Genomic DNA, 21,173 nt, shown 5'->3' on the forward strand with positions numbered 1-21,173 from the left:
GGTTTACGAATACTTACATATAACGTAAATTGTTTTCTATCTGGTCCGGATACCTGCTTCCGGATCGATCACGTGTCATGGGCGAGTTGGCAAAGCACCGGATGGTCATGAAGATGAAGAATCTCCTGCATGGGATGAACAGCGCCGGGATTCGGCTGCTATGGCTATGGCTGGCCCTGACTGTTCAGGCGGCTCTGGCGGCAACCTCGGTGACGAACACGGCCACCATCGCGCCGCCGGTGGGCGTCACGGATGTCATTGGGGGGTGCGACACGGCCGTCCCGCCGAACTGCACTGGCAACAACACCTCGACCGTTACCGCCGCCGTCTGGTCCGCCACGCTCACGAAGTCCGCTTCGCCCGCTTCCGGCACCGTGATCCTGCCCGGTTCACTCGTCACCTACACGCTGTCGGTCAACGTGACCGGTGCCGTCACCTCGAGCCCGGTGGTACTCACGGACACGCTGGGTACCGGCCTGTCGTTCGGCGCCATCACCGCCAACGCCGGCGGCTTCACCGCCAACACCGCCAGCAACCCTTTGAGCTTTACCCTGCCTGCCGGCGCAGCGATCGGCATTCACACCATCCAGTACACGGCGCAGGTCGCGGCGAATGCGACTGGCAGCGTCGGCAATTCGGTGGTTGGCGCCGGCAACTGCACCGCCGCCGCGCCCTGCACCACGAGCCATCCCCTGGGCGCGTTGACGGTCGGCAAGCAGTTGACGGCGGAAAGCGGTAGCCAGACCGGCATCGCCGAGCCGGGCGAAACCCTGACCTACACCATCACCATCACCAATTCCAGCGGCACGGCCGTCAGCAACTACGCGCTGACAGACACCTTGGGCGCCGGGCTGACGTTTTCCAGCGCCACGCTCGGCGGCGTGCGCACGGGGCAGAATGTCAACTGGACGAATCTCAGCATCCCGGCGAACGGCTCCTTGCAGGTCACCGTGGTGGCAACGGTCGATTCGCCAATCGCCACGGCCAGCGTCCGCAACCTGGCCAAGCGCACCGGCGATCCGGACCCTGCCTGCGGCAGCGCGGCCTGCGTGGTGACGCCCACAGCGACCTCGGTGACGGTCGCGAAGACCTCCAATCCGGCCAGTGGCACCACGGTGATACCGGGCCAGACCATCACCTACACCTTGACCGCCACGGTCACGGGAGCCTCGACGACTTCCGCCAATGTGATCACCGACACACTGGGTGCCGGCCAGACCTTTGGCAGCGTCGTTCCCGGGAGCATCTTCGCGCTCGGCGGGACGGGCAATGTGCGCACTTTCACCATGCCTGCCGGCACGGCCGCAGGCACGTATTCAGTGAGCTACACCGCAGCGGTCAATGCGGGCGCCGCCGCGGGTTCGGTCACCAATTCCGTGAGCGGGGTGCCATGCACGACGGCAGGAGGCTGCACCACCGATCACCCGGTGGGCGCGATCGGCATCACCAAGGCGCTGACGGGCGAGAGCGGCAGCCAGGCTGGCACGGCGGAGGCCGGCGAACAGCTGAGCTACACCCTCACGCTGAGCAACCCGACGGCCACGGCGGTGAGCGGCTACGCTTTGACCGACACCCTGAGCGCCGGGCTGAGCTTCGTGAGCGCCAGCCTGGGCGGCGTGAACAGCGGGCAGAACGTCAACTGGAGCAACCTGACGATTCCCGCCAACGGCACGCTGCAGGTGACAGTGGTGGCGCTGGTCGGCCCGATTGGCAGCATCAACGTGAGCAACCTGGCCAAGCCCACGGGCGGCCCGGACCCGGCGTGCCCGAGCGCGGCCTGCGTGGTCACCCCGACCACCAGCACGGTGACCGTGGCCAAGACCGCCAACACCGCCAGCGGCACGACCGTGATTCCCGGCCAGACCCTGACCTACACGCTGACGGCCACCGTCACCGGCGCCAACACCACTGGGCCGACCGTGCTGACCGACACCATGAGCGCCGGCCAGACCTACGTCGGCGTGAGCAGCGCCGGCGGCTTCACCGTGGGCACGGTCAGCCCGCTGGTGCACACCTTCACCTTGCCGGCCAACACCCCGGCCGGCACCTATGCGGTGAGCTACACCGTGACGGTCAACGCCGGGGCGACCGGCGCGCTGGGCAACAGCGTGAGCGGCGTGCCCTGCAGCGCCGGGGGCGTGTGCACGACGACCCATCCCGTGGGCGCCATCGGCGTGGCCAAGGCGCTGGCGGCGGAAAGCGGCAGCCGCGCGGGCATCGCCGAGCCGGGCGAAACCCTGACCTACACCATCACGCTGAGCAACCCGGCGGCCGCGCCGGTGACGGGTTATGCGCTGACCGACATCCTGAGCGCGGGGCTGAGCTACGTCAGCTCGACATCGGGTGGTGTCAATGCCGGGCAGACCACCAACTGGAGCGGCCTGACGATCCCGTCCAATGGCACGCTGGCGATCATGGTGGTGGCCACGGTGAACACCCCGATCACGCTGGCCAGCGTGAGCAACCTGGCCAAGCAGACCGGCGACCCCGACCCGGGCTGCCCAAGCGTGGCCTGTGTGCAGACACCCACCGCCAGCACCGTGACGGTGGCCAAGAGTTCCTTCCCGGCCACCGGCACTCCCGCGATCGCGGGGCAGACCATCACCTACACCATCATCGCCACGGTGACAGGCGGCAAGACGACCACACCGACGGTGTTCACCGACACCCTGGGCAGCGGGCAGACCTTCGGCAGCGTCACGGCCGCCGGCGTGTTCACGGTGGGGGGCTCGGGCAACACGCGCACCTTCACCCTGCCCAGCAACAGCATGGCCGGCACCTACTGGGTGAGCTACACCGCCACGGTGAACGCCGGGGCGGTCAACGGCACCGTCAACAACAGCGTCACCGGCGCGCCTTGCACCACGGTGGGTGAGTGCACCACAGACCATCCGGTGGGCTCGATCGGCGTGGCCAAGGCACTGACCGGCGAGAGCGGCAGCCAGGCCGGCATCGCCGAGCCCAGCGAAACACTGACCTACACCATCACCCTGACCAATCCCACCGGCGCACCGGTGACGAACTACGCATTGACCGATGTGCTCAGTGCCGGGCTGAGCTACGCGAGTTCGACGCCGGGCGGCGTGAACAGCGGGCAGACTACAAGTTGGACCAATCTGACGATCCCCGCGAACAGTAGCCTGCAGGTCAAGGTGCTGGCCACGGTCAATACGCCGATCACGGTCGCCAGCATCCGTAACCTGGCCAAACCAACGGGCGACCCCGATCCGACTTGCCCAGGTGCGGCGTGTGTCGTCACACCGACGGCCAGCTCGGTCACGGTGGCCAAGACTTCCAGCCCGACCAGCGGGACCCCGGTGCTGGCCGGCCAGGCGATCACCTATACGCTCACGGCCACGGTGTCTGGCGGCAATACCACCGCGCCCACGGTATTCACCGACACGCTGGGCGGGGGACAGACGTTCGGGACCATCAGCCCCACCACCGATTTCACCTTTGGGGGAGCGGGTAACACCCGTACTTTCACCTTGCCCGCGGGCCAGCCGGCCGGTACCTATTCCGTGACCTACACGGCCACGGTGAACGCGGGTGCCAGCAGCTCGGTGAACAACGCCGTCACCGGTGTACCGTGTACGCCTGCGGCCAACTGCACCACCACACACCCGGTGGGCGCGATCGGCATCACCAAGGCGCTGACGGGCGAGAGCGGCAGCCAGGCTGGCACGGCGGAGGCCGGCGAACAGCTGAGCTACACCCTCACGCTGAGCAACCCGACGGCCACGGCGGTAAGCGGCTACGCTTTGACCGACACCCTGAGCGCCGGGCTGAGCTTCGTGAGCGCCAGCCTGGGCGGCGTGAACAGCGGGCAGAACGTCAACTGGAGCAACCTGACGATTCCCGCCAACGGCACGCTGCAGGTGACGGTGGTGGCGCTGGTCGGCCCGATTGGCAGCATCAACGTGAGCAACCTGGCCAAGCCCACGGGCGGCCCGGACCCGGCGTGCCCGAGCGCGGCCTGCGTGGTCACCCCGACCACCAGCACGGTGACCGTGGCCAAGACCGCCAACACCGCCAGCGGCACGACCGTGATTCCCGGCCAGACCCTGACCTACACGCTGACGGCCACCGTCACCGGCGCCAACACCACTGGGCCGACCGTGCTGACCGACACCATGAGCGCCGGCCAGACCTACGTCGGCGTGAGCAGCGCCGGCGGCTTCACCGTGGGCACGGTCAGCCCGCTGGTGCACACCTTCACCTTGCCGGCCAACACCCCGGCCGGCACCTATGCGGTGAGCTACACCGTGACGGTCAACGCCGGGGCGACCGGCGCGCTGGGCAACAGCGTGAGCGGCGTGCCCTGCAGCGCCGGGGGCGTGTGCACGACGACCCATCCCGTGGGCGCCATCGGCGTGGCCAAGGCGCTGGCGGCGGAAAGCGGCAGCCGCGCGGGCATCGCCGAGCCGGGCGAAACCCTGACCTACACCATCACGCTGAGCAACCCGGCGGCCGCGCCGGTGACGGGTTATGCGCTGACCGACATCCTGAGCGCGGGGCTGAGCTACGTCAGCTCGACATCGGGTGGTGTCAATGCCGGGCAGACCACCAGCTGGAGCGGCCTGACGATCCCGTCCAATGGCACGCTGGCGATCACGGTGGTGGCCACGGTGAACACCCCGATCACGCTGGCCAGCGTGAGCAACCTGGCCAAGCAGACCGGCGACCCCGACCCCGGCTGCCCGAGCGTGGCCTGCGTGCAGACACCCACCGCCAGCACCGTGACGGTGGCCAAGGCCTCCAACCCGGCGACGGGGGCGACCGTGATCGCGGGGCAGACCATCACCTACACCTTGACGGCCACGGTGACGGGCGGCAAGACGACCGCACCGACGGTGTTCACCGACACCCTGGGCAGCGGGCAGACCTTCGGCAGCGTCACGGCCGCCGGCGCGTTCACGGTGGGGGGCTCGGGCAATACGCGCACCTTCACATTGCCCAGCGACACCGTGGCCGGCACGTATGCGGTGAGCTACACCGCCACGGTGAACGCCGGGGCGGTCAACGGCACGGTCAACAACAGCGTCACCGGCGCGCCTTGCACCACGGTGGGTGGATGCACCACGGACCATCCGGTGGGCTCGATCGGCGTGGCCAAGGCACTGACCGGCGAGAGCGGCAGCCAGGCCGGCATTGCCGAGCCCGGCGAAACACTGACCTACACCATCACCCTGACCAATACCACCGGCGCACCGGTGACGAACTACGCGTTGACCGATGTGCGAAGCCCGGGCCTCACCTATGTGAGCTCGAGCCCGACAGGGGCCAACGCCGGCCAGACCACGAGTTGGACCGGGCTGACCATTCCGGCGAACGGTACGCTGCAACTGACGATCGTCTTCACCGTCAACTCGCCGATCACCACCGCCAACGTAAGCAACCTGGCCAAGCCCACGGGTGGCCCCGACCCTGCATGCCCCGGCGCGGCCTGCCCCGTCGTCCCGACCGTGAGTACGGTCACGGTGGCCAAGACTTCCAGTCCGCCCAACGGTTCGACCGTGATCCCCGGCCAGTCCCTCAGCTATACCTTGACCGTGACCGTCATCGGTGGCGATACAACTTCGCCGACCGTATTGACCGACACCATGGGCAGCGGACAGACCTTCGGCAGCGTGGGTGCGAATGCCGGCTTCGGCTTCGCCACCATCAGCGCCCTGGTCCATACCTTCACCCTGCCGCAGGGCACACCGGCGGGCACCTATTCGGTGACCTACACGACAACGGTGAATGCCGGGGCCACGACGGGCTCCGTGGACAACGCAGTGACCGGCGCGAACTGCGCCACCATTGGAAGTTGCGCCACCGACCATCCTGTGGGCGCCATCACGGTGACCAAGGCGCTGACGGGCGAGAGCGGCAGCCAGGCTGGCACGGCGGAGGCCGGCGAACAGCTGAGCTACACCCTCACGCTGAGCAACCCGACGGCCACGGCGGTGAGCGGCTACGCTTTGACCGACACCCTGAGCGCCGGGCTGAGCTTCGTGAGCGCCAGCCTGGGCGGCGTGAACAGCGGGCAGAACGTCAACTGGAGCAACCTGACGATTCCCGCCAACGGCACGCTGCAGGTGACAGTGGTGGCGCTGGTCGGCCCGATTGGCAGCATCAACGTGAGCAACCTGGCCAAGCCCACGGGCGGCCCGGACCCGGCGTGCCCGAGCGCGGCCTGCGTGGTCACCCCGACCACCAGCACGGTGACCGTGGCCAAGACCGCCAACACCGCCAGCGGCACGACCGTGATTCCCGGCCAGACCCTGACCTACACGCTGACGGCCACCGTCACCGGCGCCAACACCACTGGGCCGACCGTGCTGACCGACACCATGAGCGCCGGCCAGACCTACGTCGGCGTGAGCAGCGCCGGCGGCTTCACCGTGGGCACGGTCAGCCCGCTGGTGCACACCTTCACCTTGCCGGCCAACACCCCGGCCGGCACCTATGCGGTGAGCTACACCGTGACGGTCAACGCCGGGGCGACCGGCGCGCTGGGCAACAGCGTGAGCGGCGTGCCCTGCAGCGCCGGGGGCGTGTGCACGACGACCCATCCCGTGGGCGCCATCGGCGTGGCCAAGGCGCTGGCGGCGGAAAGCGGCAGCCGCGCGGGCATCGCCGAGCCGGGCGAAACCCTGACCTACACCATCACGCTGAGCAACCCGGCGGCCGCGCCGGTGACGGGTTATGCGCTGACCGACATCCTGAGCGCGGGGCTGAGCTACGTCAGCTCGACATCGGGTGGTGTCAATGCCGGGCAGACCACCAACTGGAGCGGCCTGACGATCCCGTCCAATGGCACGCTGGCGATCATGGTGGTGGCCACGGTGAACACCCCGATCACGCTGGCCAGCGTGAGCAACCTGGCCAAGCAGACCGGCGACCCCGACCCGGGCTGCCCAAGCGTGGCCTGTGTGCAGACACCCACCGCCAGCACCGTGACGGTGGCCAAGAGTTCCTTCCCGGCCACCGGCACTCCCGCGATCGCGGGGCAGACCATCACCTACACCATCATCGCCACGGTGACAGGCGGCAAGACGACCACACCGACGGTGTTCACCGACACCCTGGGCAGCGGGCAGACCTTCGGCAGCGTCACGGCCGCCGGCGTGTTCACGGTGGGGGGCTCGGGCAACACGCGCACCTTCACCCTGCCCAGCAACAGCATGGCCGGCACCTACTGGGTGAGCTACACCGCCACGGTGAACGCCGGGGCGGTCAACGGCACCGTCAACAACAGCGTCACCGGCGCGCCTTGCACCACGGTGGGTGAGTGCACCACAGACCATCCGGTGGGCTCGATCGGCGTGGCCAAGGCGCTCACGGCGGAAAGCATCACCACGAATGGCATCGCCGAACCCGGCGAACTGCTGACCTACACCATCACACTGACAAACCCCACGGGTGCCGCAGTCACCGGTTATGCGCTGACCGACAGGTTAAGCACAGGGTTGACCTATTCGAGCTCCACCCCGGTCGGCGCGAACAGTGGCCAGACAACCGACTGGACGGGGCTGACGATTCCGGCCAACGGCAGCATCCAGCTCACCTTGGTGGCCACGGTGAACACACCGCTCACCACCGTCAATGTCAGCAACCTGGCCAAGCCGGCGGGCGGCATCGACCCGGCCTGTCCGGGTGCGGGCTGCGTGGTGACGCCGACCAGCAGCGTCGTGACCGTGGCCAAGACCTCGAATCCGGCCACAGGTGCGATCTTGGTTGCAGGGCAAACCGTGAGCTACACGCTGACGGTGACAGTCAGCGGAGCCAATACCGGTGCGGCGACCGTGCTGACCGATACGCTGGGCGGCGGCCAGACGTTCGGGAGCGTGACCAGTGTCGGTGCGTTCACGGTGGGCACGGTGAGCCCACTGGTCCACACTTTCACCTTGCCCGCGGGCCAGCCAGCCGGTACCTATTCCGTGACCTACACGGCCACGGTGAACGCGGGTGCCAGCGGCTCGGTGAATAACGCCGTCACCGGTGTACCGTGTACGCCTGCGGCCAACTGCACCACCACGCACCCGGTGGGCGCGATCGGCATCACCAAGGCGCTGACGGGCGAGAGCGGCAGCCAGGCTGGCACGGCGGAGGCCGGCGAACAGCTGAGCTACACCCTCACGTTGAGCAACCCGACGGCCACGGCGGTAAGCGGCTACGCTTTGACCGACACCCTGAGCGCCGGGCTGAGCTTCGTGAGCGCCAGCCTGGGCGGCGTGAACAGCGGGCAGAACGTCAACTGGAGCAACCTGACGATTCCCGCCAACGGCACGCTGCAGGTGACGGTGGTGGCGCTGGTCGGCCCGATTGGCAGCATCAACGTGAGCAACCTGGCCAAGCCCACCGGCGGCCCGGACCCGGCGTGCCCGAGCGCGGCCTGCGTGGTCACCCCGACCACCAGCACGGTGACCGTGGCCAAGACCGCCAACACCGCCAGCGGCACGACCGTGATTCCCGGCCAGACCCTGACCTACACGCTGACGGCCACCGTCACCGGCGCCAACACCACTGGGCCGACCGTGCTGACCGACACCATGAGCGCCGGCCAGACCTACGTCGGCGTGAGCAGCGCCGGCGGCTTCACCGTGGGCACGGTCAGCCCGCTGGTGCACACCTTCACCTTGCCGGCCAACACCCCGGCCGGCACCTATGCGGTGAGCTACACCGTGACGGTCAACGCCGGGGCGACCGGCGCGCTGGGCAACAGCGTGAGCGGCGTGCCCTGCAGCGCCGGGGGCGTGTGCACGACGACCCATCCCGTGGGCGCCATCGGCGTGGCCAAGGCGCTGGCGGCGGAAAGCGGCAGCCGCGCGGGCATCGCCGAGCCGGGCGAAACCCTGACCTACACCATCACGCTGAGCAACCCGGCGGCCGCGCCGGTGACGGGTTATGCGCTGACCGACATCCTGAGCGCGGGGCTGAGCTACGTCAGCTCGACATCGGGTGGTGTCAATGCCGGGCAGACCACCAGCTGGAGCGGCCTGACGATCCCGTCCAATGGCACGCTGGCGATCACGGTGGTGGCCACGGTGAACACCCCGATCACGCTGGCCAGCGTGAGCAACCTGGCCAAGCAGACCGGCGACCCCGACCCCGGCTGCCCAAGCGTGGCCTGTGCGCAGACACCCACCGCCAGCACGGTCACGATGAGCAAGACATCCAACCCGGTGAACGGCGTGACCGTCATCGCCGGCCAGACCCTCACCTATACCCTTTCGGTCAGGGTAAGCGGCGGTGACACCACGACCGCCACCGTGCTGACCGACACGCTGGGCAGCGGCCAGACTTTCGGCAGCCTCACGCCGGGCAGTCAGTTCGCCATGTCCGGCGCCGGCAACACTCGGACTTTCACCCTGCCTGCGGGTGTAGCGGCTGGCACCTATTCGGTGAGCTACACAGCCTTGGTGAACGCGGGTGCGGTCACCGGCACGGTGAACAACGCCGTGACTTCCAGCAATGCCACATGTGAAACGGCCGGTGCTTGCGCCACCAATCACCCCATCGGCGCCATCGGCCTCAACAAGGCGCTGACCGGTGAAAGCATCGCGCTCAACAACATTGCCCAGCCGGGTGAACAGCTGACCTACACCATCACCTTGACGAATCCGACGGGTATCGCGGTCACGGGCTATGCGCTGACGGACACCCTGAGCGCCGGGTTGACCTATGTGAGTTCCAGCCTGGGCGGCGTGAACAGCGGACAGAGCGTCAACTGGACCAACCTGAGCATTCCCGCCAATGGCCTGCTGCAGGTGACGGTGGTGGCCTTGGTAAACCCGATCGCCACCGCCTCGGTCAGCAACCTGGCCAAGCCAAGCGGCGCTCCCGATCCGAGCTGCCCGAGTGCTGCCTGCGTGGTGACGCCGACCATGACGACGGTGACCGTCGCCAAGAGTTCGAACCCGGCACCGGGCACGGTGGTGATTCCCGGCCAGACGATCACCTACACACTGACGGCCACGGTGATCGGGGCAGACACGGCGACGCCCACCGTGCTGACCGACACGCTTGGCAGCGGCCAGACCTTCGGCAGCATGACGCCCACGGCCAATTTCAGCTCGGGCGGCTCGGGCAATGTGCGGACCTTCACGCTGCTGGCGGGCAGGGCGGCGGGAACGTATTCCGTGACCTACACGGCCACCGTGAACGCGGGCGCGACCACGGGTCTGGTGAACAACGCGGTCAGCGGCGTGCCTTGCTCCGCAGTCGGCGCCTGCCAGACCGACCACCCGGTTGGCGCAGTGAGCGTGAACAAGGTGCTGACGGGCGAAAGCATCAACTCGAACGGGGTCGCCGAGGCGGGCGAGCTGCTGACCTACACCATCACGCTGGTCAATCCATCCACGGCGACGGTCACCGGGTACGCTTTGACCGACCGGCTCGGCACCGGGCTGACCTATGTGAGCTCCACGCTCGGCGGGGTGAATGCCGGCCAGACGACCACCTGGGCATCGCTGACAGTTCCCGCAAACGGCACGCTCCAGGTCATCGTCGTGGCCAGGGTGAACGTCCCGATCGCCACCGCCGCCGTGAGCAACCTGGCCAAACCGACCGGCGGCGTCGACCCCGCCTGCCCGAGCAGCGGCTGCGTGGTGATCCCGACGGCCAGCACCGTGAGCGTGGCCAAGGTGGCCAATCCGCCCAACGGCACGCCGGTGATTGCGGGCCAGACCATCACCTACACGCTGACCGCCACGGTGAGTGGGTCGGCCACCGGCTCGCCCGTCGTGCTGACCGACACGCTCGGCAGCGGCCAGTCCTTCGGGTCGGTGATTCCTGGCAGCCCATTCGCAGCGGCCGGGGCGGGCAACGTGCGCACCTTCACCTTGCCGACGAATACGGTGGCTGGCAGCTACACCGTGAGCTACACGGCGACGGTCAACGCCGGCGCCGTCGCGGGAACGGTGAGCAACGTGGTGACCGGTGCGACCTGCACTTCCGGCGGCGTGTGTGCCACCGACCATCCCGTGGGCGCGATCAGCCTGGCCAAGGCGCTGACGGCGGAAAGCGGCAGCCAGGCCGGCATCGCCGAGCCCGGCGAAACCCTGACCTACACCATCACGTTGACCAACCCGACGCCGGCCCCGGTCACCGCCTACGCGCTGACCGATGCGTTGGGTGCCGGCCTGAGCTATGTGAGTTCCACGCTGGGCGGCGTCAATGCCGGCCAGACCACCAACTGGGCCGGCCTGACGATCCCAGCCAGCGGCAGCCTGCAGGTGAACCTGTTGGCCAGGGTGAACGCCCCGATCACCACGGAAAGCGTGCGCAACATCGCCAAGTCGACGGGCAGCGCCGACCCAGCCTGTCCGAGTGCAGGCTGTGTCACGGTGCCCACCAGCAGCACGGTGACATTGACCAAGCTGTCCAACCCGGCCAGTGGCGCGACGGTGATGGCCGGCCAGACCATCACCTACACGCTGACAGCCACCGTCGTCGGCTCGCCGACCCCGGCGGCGACGGTGCTGACCGACACCATGGGCAGCGGGCAGACCTTCGGAGCGGTGACGTCCGCTGGCGTCTACAGCGCCGCGGGCACGGGCAACGCGCGCAGCTTCACGCTGCCGGCCGGCACGGTCGCCGGCACCTATTCCTTGACCTACACCGCGACCGTCAATGCCGCGGCGACCACCGGCACGGTGAACAACGTCGTGACGGGTGCGGCCTGCGCCGCGCCGGGGGCCTGCGCGACCGACCATCCGGTGGGCGCGGTCACGCTGACCAAGGCGCTGACCGCGGAAAGCCTGGTCGCCGACGGCATCGCGCAGCCCGGTGAGCAACTGAGCTACACGATCACGCTGGCCAATCCGAGCACCGTCGCGGTCACAGGCTACGCCCTGACCGACGTGTTGAGCCCGGGCTTGACCTATGTGAGTTCCACACCCGGCGGCGCCAATGCCGGCCAGACGACGAATTGGCCTGCGCTCACGATTCCCGCGAACGGCACGCTGCAGGTATCGGTGGTGGCCAAGGTCGATACGACGCTTGCCGTGGCCAGCATCCACAACGTCGCCAAGCCCACCGGCGCGGAAGATCCGGCTTGCCCGAGCGCCGCCTGCGTGGTCAATCCGACGGCGGCCGATGTCAAGCCGAGCAAGCAACTCACGGCCGAGAGTGGAAGCCGGCCCGGCGTGGCCGAACCCGGGGAGCGCCTGACGTACACCATCACCCTGGCCAATGCTGGCGGCGCACCCTGGAACAACTACCGGTTCACTGAGAACGTGCCGGCCGGCGCCACCATGACGGGTGTGACCGGCGCCTCCGGCTTAAGTGGCCCGATCACCGGTCCGGGCGCGGTCAACCTGACAGTGCCGCAGGTGCCCGGCGGTGGCGCCGCGACGGTGACCGTCATGTTCGTCGTCGCGGACAGCCTGCCCAGCGGCATGACCGTGTTACCCAACCTGATCAATGGCGGCGACATCGATCCGACCTGCGTGAGCGCCTGTACCGTCTCGGTGCGCGTGGAAGAGCAGCCCCAGGTCAGCATCGTCAAGACCGCTGCGGTGCGCGAAGCCAGGATCGGGGATCTGGTGCGCTACACGCTGACGATCACCAACACCGGCACGGTGGACATGGTCAACGGCCGCGTGATCGACACGCCGCCCGCGGGCTTCAGCTACGTGGCCGGCTCCGCGGCCGTGGCGGACGGCGACGGTGCGTTCACGCTGGGCGCGGGCGCGTCGCCACTGCAGTTCGGCGGCATCGACATCGCCGCCGGCAAACAGGCTGTCATCACCTACCTGTTGAGGGTGGGCGCGGGTGTGCGCCAGGGAAGCTACGCCAACCACGCCAACGCCGTCAACACGATCGGTCGGGCGATCTCCAACGTGGCAAGTGCCGAAGTGCAGGTCGTGGCGGATCCGATGGTCGATGAGTCCCTGATCTTGGGCACCGTCTTCAATGACCTGGACGGCGACGGCTGGCAAGATACGGCCAGCCTGAGCGGCGTGCGGGTGCAGGGCGGCTTCGAGCCGGGTGTCTACGTGCCAGGCTCGACCCGCATCGACCGCGGCCATGGTGCCCAGCCAGAGCCCGATGCCAGCGCTCCGATGCTGCACGGCATCGACCTGGGTTCGATCTCCGCGCGGCAGTCCGAAGCCGATCCGGCCGAGAACCACCGCGTGGTCATCCGCCAGCAACTCACGGCGCTCGCGTTCACCGGCGACTTCGTGCTCACCAGCAAGGAGGGCGTGACGGTGCGCATGGACGCCGCCGGCCGTACCACGGTGGAGAAGACCGGCGATGCGGCCGAGGGACTGAACGGCGCCGCGCCCACGGTCGAACGTCGGGTGTCGCTGACCGAAAGCGGTTATGTCGTCGAGTACGTGATCACCAACACCGGCATCGAGGAACGCGGCATTCCCGGCGTGCGAATCGCATCCGTCGAGGGCGTGCTGATCGAGACGGACCAGTATGGGCGTTACAACCTCACGGGCGTGTCCGGCGGCGATTGGAACCGTGGCCGCAACTTCATCCTGAAGGTCGATCCGAACACGCTACCCGCCGGGGCCGAGTTCACCACGGCGAATCCCTTGGTGCGTCGTATCACGCCCGGGCTGCCGGTGCGGTTCGACTACGGCGTGAGGTTGCCGCAGGAACAGCTCAAAGGCGTCAAACAGGTCGCGATCGAACTCGGCGAGGTCATCTTCGCGCCTGGCAGTAGCGAAGTGCGCAAGGCTTATCTGCCGGCCATCGAAAAGATGGCCGCCAGGATCAATGAGTACGAGGGCGGCGAAGTGCTGATCCGTGCCAACGGCGAGAGCCAGGTGCTGGCATTGGGTCGCGCCCAAGCGGTGCAGGACGCGCTGCAGAGCCTGGTGTCGCCGAAGGCGGCGAAGGCGCTGCGGATCACTGCCCGCACCGAACTCACGGATCCGCAGTCATTGGTAGTGGGCGTGCAACAGCAGCGCTTAATGCTCGGCTCGGTGTTGTTCGACACCGCCAAATGGGCGATCCGGCCGGAATTCGAGCCCATGCTGCAGGAGGTTGCGCAGACCCTCGCGAAACGCGAAGGAGGGGTCGTGACCCTGGTCGGCCATGCGGACGTTCGAGGGACCGATGCCTACAACCTCGATCTCGGCATGTGCCGTGCCAAGGCGGTGCTCGACGCGATTCTCCCGCACCTACCACCCTCCCTGCGCGCCAAGGTGCGTGTCGAACCGCCACGTGATGCGCCGCCGCCGGCTTCAGGCCGTCTGGTGTGCCGGTAGCGGGAGTCCAGCATGAAAATGAAAATCCTCGACTACGCGCTGCTCACCCTGTTCTCGAGCGCCTCACCACTGGCCTGGGCTCAGCAGACCACTACCCCCGCAGTGCCCGCCGTGCCCGTGGCCGATGCCGCAGCCGGGGCACCCGAATGCAGCGCCACCGACTGCCGCAGCGGCGAAGACCTGTTGTTCCAGCTGCAGACCCACGGCGAGCGGGACCCGGCGACGCATGGCACGAGCGAACGTTCGGGTTCGAAGGCCCTCGAGCCCGACCGACGGGTGAGCATCGAGGCCGGCGCGGCCCCTCCCGCCCAGCAACCGGGCGTCGCGACGGCCACGGGCAAGTTCTCGCTCCAGTTGCCCAATGGCGGCATCGTCTGGGCCACCGAGGATCCGACCCTGGGCGTGGCAGAACTCAGCGTGTCCGGCCCCTCGCAGGTGGCTTTCGAGAACGGGCGCATCATCGCGCCAGTGCAGTTCTTCCTGCGCAGCAACTATCCTGGGTTTATCCAGCGCATCGAACTCGGCATCTACCGCGCCACTGACACGGATCTCACCGAGCCGCTGGCCAGCATGCCGATGCCGGTGGCGGGCGTGAGCCGTGCCGACTGGAACGGTGTGATGGCCCCGCGTTTTCCGCTACGCGCGGGGGATGACCTGATCTATATCGTGCGTGCCTACGGCGCCGATGGGGCCTTCGACGAGACCATGCCGCGCACGCTGTCGCTGGTGCGCCGCGAGGAGGCCGAACGCGGCGCCAGCCTGACGCGCGACCAGGTCGAGAAGACACTCGGCACCGCAATGACGACCCAACAGGCCGAGACCCAGAGCCTGCTGAGCAACGTCTTCAGCGGCAACGGACTGCGCCGGCAGAACATCCCGATCTACGGTTCGCGCATCCGCATCCAGGGACGCAATCTGCCGCTGGACCACAACCTGCAGATCAACGGGCAGGACTACCCGGTGGATCTGGACCGCAAGTTCGTCGCCGAATTCCTCGAGCCGGTCGGGTCGCACAGCTACGACCTGGTACTGAAGGACGGCAACAGCCAGACCGTGCTCACGCACACCATGCGTGTCGAGGTCAGCGGCAACTACTTCTTCGGCGTGGCCATGGCCGACCTGACGGTGTTCCAGAACAAGGCCACCGGGCCGGGCATGGGACTGGCGCTCAATGGCCGTACCGACAGCCTGCTCGTCGACGGCCGGCTCGCCTTCTACGGCAAGACCAAGATCGACGGCAAATACCTGGTGACGGCCCAGGCCGATACCCAGGAACGCGACATCCGCGACCTGTTCAGCGGCTTCACCCATGCCGATCCCACCGACGTGTTCCGCCGCCTCGATCCCAACCAGTACTACCCGGTCTATGGCGACGATTCGACGACCTACCGCGATGTCGATACCCAGGGCCGTTTCTACCTGCGTGTGGATTGGGACAAGAACCAGGCACTATGGGGCAACTTCGCCACCGGCTTCACCGGCACGCAGTACGCGCAATACGTGCGCTCGCTGTATGGTGCCGCGGTCAATTGGCGTGCCCGCGAGACCAATCCCTGGGGCGAGACCAAGGCTTTCGTGCGGGCCTTCGCATCGGAGGCGCGAACCGCGCCCGGCCATAGCGAGTTCATCGGCACCGGCGGCAGCCTCTACTACCTGCGCCACACCGATGTCCTGCCGGGCTCGGACATCGTCACGCTCGAGGTCCGCAACCCGACGACGGGCAACGTCGAAAGCCGGAGCACGCTGGTGCGCGGCACCGACTACACCATCAACGAGACGCAGGGCCGTATCCTGCTGACCAAGGCGTTGGCGCAGGTGGCGGGCGACAGCAACGCCATCACGCGCGACACGCCGCTGGCCGGCAACGAACAACGCCTGCTGGTCGATTACGAATGGATACCGAGCGGCTTCGATGCGGGCAACCTCACGGCAGGCGCGCGCGGCAAGCAATGGGTCACCGACCACGTGGCGATCGGGGGCACCGTCGTCAACGAGAAACAGTCCGGCGACAACTACACCCTCAGAGGCGTCGACCTCACGCTGCAGGCCGGACGCGGCACTTTCCTGAAGCTCGAACACACCGAAACCGAGTCCACGGGCGCGCCAGTCTTCTTCTCGAGCAACGGCGGCCTGAGCTTCACGCAGACCAATGCCACTACCGGGCACCGCGCCGGTAGCGCCGACGCGCTCGACGCGCAGGCCAATCTGAAGGAAATGGGCTGGACCGATCGCAACTGGACGCTCAGCGGCTGGCGCCGGCGGGTCGATGCCGGCTATTCCGTGGCCCGCAACGACACCGGCCAGGACCTGCGCGAAACCGGCCTGACCGTGCGCGGCGAGGTGTCCGACACGCTGTCGATCTATGCCCTGGCCAGCCGGGTCGAACGCGGCGCGGAGTCGCTCGATCAGGCCCAGTTCACCGCGCAATGGCGTCCGACCGATGACGACACGGTGAGCGCCGAAATCCGCCGGATCACGCAAAACCTCGCCACGGGCGATGTGAACGGCACGCTGGGTGCTGCCAAATACACGCGCCGCGTGTCACCCAACCTCGACGTCTACGGCATCGCGCAGAAAACGCTGGACAACGACGATGGGCGCTATCCCGACAACGATGCCTATACCGTCGGCGCGAAGTACCGCTTCGCCAACCTGTCCAGCGTCGGTGCCGAAACCACGCATGGCGACCGCGGCAATTCGACGCAGGTCAACGCCGAATACAGGCTCTCGGCGGACCACACCGTTTACGGCACCTTCACCGCCAGCAGCGACGGCACCGAATACGACTCGGTGTTCAACCCGCGGCAGCAGGGGGGCTGGACCTTGGGTCAACGCTGGCGGCTCACCGACAAGACCAACCTCTTCAACGAAAGCCAATACCTGAAGGATCCGAACACCGGCAAGGGGCTCGCCAACACCTTCGGCATGGATTTCTATCCCGCCGTGGGCTGGAACTTCGGCTTCACGTTGCAGCAGGGCGAACTCACCAGCAGTCAGGGCGACGTGCACCGCCGCGCCGTCAGCGTGACCGGTGGGCACACCACGCCGCAGACGACCTGGTCGAGCAAAGCCGAGTGGCGGCGCGACACTGGGGCTGAGCAACGCACCCAATGGGTGCTGGCCAACCGGATCGACCACAAGGTCAACGAAAGTTGGCGGGTGTCGGGCAAGCTCAACCATTCCGACACCGACGACAAGCTGAACGCCGCAGCGGGGGCCAGGTACACCGAAGCCGTGGCCGGCTTCGCCTGGCGGCCGTTGGACGCGACGCGTTATGCCCTGTTGGGGCGCTACACCCATCTCTATGACCTGGCCAGCCTGGGTCAGGTGAATCAGGTGGGTTCCGAATACGACCAGAAGTCCGACATCGTCTCGATCGAGGGCATCTACAAGTACGACCGCCAGTGGGAGTTTGCCGCCAAGCTGGCCCGGCGCGAGGGTTCGGCCCGTTTCGGCCGTGGCACCGGGCAGTGGTTCGATTCGGCCACCACCTATGCCGGCTTCCAGACCCGCTACGAATTACCGGACAAGTGGCACGGCCTGGTCGAGTTCCGCACCTTGGCCGTGAAGCAGGGAGGCGCGCGCCATGGTTGGCTGGCCGGCATCGACCGAGACATCACGAAGAATCTGCGCGTGGGCATCGGCTACAACTTCACCAGCTTCAGTGACGATCTCACCAAGCTCGGCTACACCTACAAGGGGTTCTTCCTGAACATCGTCGGCTACTACTGAGCCGAGCGACGCGGGGAAGGGCGGTTCGCGCGCTGAGCGCCGCCCCGGGGAGATCGATTCAGACCGGATCGATGCAGCGCTGAAAACGCGACACCCGGAATGTCATGGCCGCATCGCGGCGGGACAGCACCCAGCGGAAATACGCGTCGATCCACCGGGCGACCGCCGTCGCCTCGGTTCCGGCGATGACCACCGTGACGTATTTATGGGCCTCCCAGCACTCGAGCTGGCCACCGAGCGTGGCAACAAGCGCGCTCGGGTCCAGGTGTGAAGGGTAGGCGGCGTTGATGCGGTCGTCTCCATATTGAATCCATTTGCCTGTCTCCTGCGCGAGCTGGAAAGTCGCACACAGGGTCGGGTCTGACATCGCGTGGCGTATTCGCTGGGAGATGTCTGCAATTTCTTCTGAGTTCATGCGTGCTCCTGATCCGGCTGAGGGCGGCATTGCTCCAGCGGCCAGTATGTATCGATAATCCTAAAATTGCAACGATAGGTGTCCTCGTCGGCCCATGCCCGAACAGGGTATCGAGCCCGGGCAATCGGTCGAGCAAAATCATAGCGGGCATGGAACTGTTTTTGTAGGTTTTGTCCTACAGAGGCTCGGTCGTTTGGCCCGCACGCCGAACTGCGCCTTGGCGATGCTCGCCGGACTGGTCCAGCACTAACCTCGGTCCTCTGCCCGAAAAACGAGCGAATGGCAACTTGGGACGCGGATCATTTTTGGCGAAGACGTCTGTCCATGTCAGGGGGCGGCAGCGACTTCACGTCCCAGGGTTTGTCCCGACCTCGGGCGAGATCGGCCGATGTGGTTCATGATGGCGGCTTTTCGCGTGGCTCCGAGCCATGCCGCCACTGCGGCCCGTCGTGAGCCGCATTCGCGCCGATTCGAACATTCAACGCAACAAGGTCGTCAGGAGACTTTTGCATGTCCCTTGTTTTACAACCGACGCATCCGGCAGTGCCTGTGAGTGCACCGGCCGTCGATTCGTCGGCAGCCCTTTCATCGAGTCTGCGGCGCTACGCCGAGGTCCGGGCGCGCAGCCTGGCGCTGGCCGCGCCACTGTCCGCCGAAGACCAATGCGTGCAGTCCATGCCCGACGCAAGCCCCACCAAGTGGCATCTGGCGCACACGACATGGTTTTTCGAGGCCATGGTGCTGGTTCCGCACGCGCGGGACTACCGACCCTTCGATGCCCGTTTTTTCTATCTCTTCAACTCCTACTACGAGGCGCTCGGGCCCCGGCATCCGCGAGCCATGCGCGGTCTGCTGACCCGGCCGTCGGTGGACGAGGTGCTGGCTTACCGTGCGCATGTCGATGCGGCCATGCTCGGCTTCATGCGCGGATGCGGAGAAGATCGCCAGGCGGCGGTACTGCCCCTGATCACCCTCGGGCTGCACCACGAGCAGCAGCACCAGGAACTGCTGTTGACGGACGTCCTGCATGCACTGTCGTGCAATCCGATGCTGCCTGCCTATCAGAGCAGTGACGTGCCGTTGTTGCGGTTGGCCACCTCACCCGCATCGGCCTCGTGGCTGCCGCATGCGGAACGCATCGTCGAGATCGGCCACGGTGACGACAGCTTTGCGTTCGACAACGAAACCCCGCGGCACCGCCGCCTGCTGCCGGCGTTCGAGATCGCCGACCGGCTGGTCACCTGCGGCGAGTATGCACAGTTCATCGCCGATGGCGGCTACCGCCGCCCCGAGCTGTGGTTGTCCGACGGCTGGGCCGCGGTGCAGGGCCAAGGCTGGCAATCGCCGATCTATTGGTTTCCTGCGGCCGACGCCCGGGTCCAGGCGCATCAGCTCGCGAAATCGGGCACTGCCGACTGGTACGTCTTCGGGCTGAATGGCCTGCAGCCGCTCGATCCTTCCGCGGCGGTGACCCAACTGAGTTTTTTCGAAGCTTCGGCCTACGCCGAGTGGTCCGGCGCGCGCCTGCCAACGGAATTCGAGTGGGAGGCCGCCTTTGACACACCGGGCATGCGCCAGATGGACGGCACAGCCTGGCAGTGGACCCGCTCTGCCTACGACCCCTATCCCGGCTTCCGGCCGCTGGCCGGCATGGCCGGTGAATACAACGGCAAGTTCATGGTCGGACAACTCATTTTGCGCGGCAGCAGCCTGGCAACACCGCCGGGCCACGCGCGGCGCAGCTACCGCAACTTCTTTCCGCCAGCCGCGCGCTGGCAGTTTTCCGGCATCCGTCTGGCGAGGGACCTATGAAACCAGCAACTTTTGCCGCGCCGCGGCGGCGTTTCGAAGCCGTACCGGCCGAGCCTTTGGAGACAGCCGGATTGTCGGCCTTCGGGCAGGACATGCTGGCCGCGCTGGCGGCCTCGCCGCGCAGTATCGCGCCCAAGTACTTCTACGATGCCCCCGGCTCGGCGCTGTTCGATCGCATCTGCGAACTGCCCGAGTACTACCCGACGCGCACCGAGGTCGGGATCCTTCAAGCACAGGCCGTCCACATCGCCGAAGCCATCGGACCGAACGCCGAGATCGTCGAGTTCGGTGCCGGTTCGCTTTTGAAGATTCGCCTGCTGCTCGACGCCATGGACCGGCCGTCGCGCTACCTGCCGATCGACATCTCGGGCGAACACCTGGCGCAGGCTGCGGCCAGATTGCAGCAGGACTACGCCGGGCTCGAGGTCCTGCCCGTGGTGGCCGACTACACCCAGGACCTGATCCTGCCGCGTGCGGCGCCCCATGCGGGACGGCGCGTGGGCTTTTTTCCGGGTTCGACCATTGGCAATTTCACGCCGCCGCAGGCCCTGCATTTCCTGCGCATGGCCGCGCGCGTTCTGCGTGGCGGCGCCTTGCTGCTGGGTGCCGACCTGTTCAAGGACCCAGCGCTCCTGCACGCCGCCTACAACGATGCGCAAGGTGTGACGGCGGCCTTCAACCTGAACCTGCTGGCCCGCGCCAACCGTGAACTCGGGGCCGATTTCGTGCTGTCGCAGTTCGCCCACAGCGCCTTCTACAATGCACCGCTGCGCCGCATCGAAATGCACCTGGTGAGCCTGCGCGAGCAACAAGTCACCGTCTGCGGAAGGCGCTTCAGCTTCTCCGAAGGCGAGAGCCTGCACACCGAGAATTCGCACAAGTTCACCGTGGACAGCCTGCGCGCCCTGGCCACCGAAGCCGGCTTCACGCCCGGCCGCGTGTGGACCGATCCGAACCAACTTTTCAGCCTGCATTGGTTGCAGGCACCTTCCTGAGGA

General features: G+C 67.2%; 5 protein-coding genes. 4 read left to right on the plus strand and 1 reads right to left on the minus strand.

Annotation, left to right across the window (positions count from 1 at the left end):
* Positions 1–113 precede the first annotated feature (113 nt).
* Entirely contained in the window at positions 114–14,216 is a 14,103-nt protein-coding gene (locus tag RD110_RS27980) for an isopeptide-forming domain-containing fimbrial protein (RefSeq protein WP_162277356.1), read from the plus strand.
* Positions 14,217–14,228: 12 nt separating this feature from the next.
* The gene (locus tag RD110_RS12325) at positions 14,229–17,948 is read left to right on the plus strand and encodes a hypothetical protein (RefSeq protein WP_239467225.1); all 3,720 of its coding nucleotides are present in this window, start codon (positions 14,229–14,231) and stop codon (positions 17,946–17,948) included.
* A 58-nt stretch (positions 17,949–18,006) separates the two neighbouring features.
* Here RD110_RS12325 and RD110_RS12330 read toward each other — a convergent pair whose 3' ends face one another.
* Positions 18,007–18,363, minus strand: a complete 357-nt coding sequence (locus tag RD110_RS12330; protein ID WP_157900167.1) for a hypothetical protein — start codon at positions 18,361–18,363, stop codon at positions 18,007–18,009.
* Between the two features lie 510 nt (positions 18,364–18,873).
* Between RD110_RS12330 and egtB the strand changes: the two genes are divergently transcribed.
* Both egtB and egtD read left to right on the plus strand, forming a co-directional pair.
* Entirely contained in the window at positions 18,874–20,175 is a 1,302-nt protein-coding gene (gene egtB / locus RD110_RS12335; protein WP_157900168.1) for an ergothioneine biosynthesis protein EgtB, read from the plus strand.
* A complete protein-coding gene (egtD, locus tag RD110_RS12340) occupies positions 20,172–21,170 on the plus strand; it encodes an L-histidine N(alpha)-methyltransferase (protein WP_076199767.1) in 999 nt (332 codons plus the stop codon). The genes egtB and egtD overlap by 4 nt, the downstream gene beginning before the upstream one ends.
* Positions 21,171–21,173: the final 3 nt, after the last annotated feature.

It is taken from the genome of Rhodoferax koreense (genome assembly GCF_001955695.1).
GTDB lineage: Bacteria > Pseudomonadota > Gammaproteobacteria > Burkholderiales > Burkholderiaceae_C > Rhodoferax_B > Rhodoferax_B koreensis.

What these genes read in the sequence shown, in the direction of transcription:
- RD110_RS27980 (WP_162277356.1), top strand. Translation starts at nt 114, where the DNA reads ATGAAGAATCTCCTGCATGGGATGAACAGCGCCGGGATTCGGCTGCTA.
- RD110_RS12325 (WP_239467225.1), top strand. Translation starts at nt 14,229, where the DNA reads ATGAAAATGAAAATCCTCGACTACGCGCTGCTCACCCTGTTCTCGAGC.
- RD110_RS12330 (WP_157900167.1), bottom strand. Translation starts at nt 18,363, where the DNA reads ATGAACTCAGAAGAAATTGCAGACATCTCCCAGCGAATACGCCACGCG.
- egtB (WP_157900168.1), top strand. Translation starts at nt 18,874, where the DNA reads ATGTCCCTTGTTTTACAACCGACGCATCCGGCAGTGCCTGTGAGTGCA.
- egtD (WP_076199767.1), top strand. Translation starts at nt 20,172, where the DNA reads ATGAAACCAGCAACTTTTGCCGCGCCGCGGCGGCGTTTCGAAGCCGTA.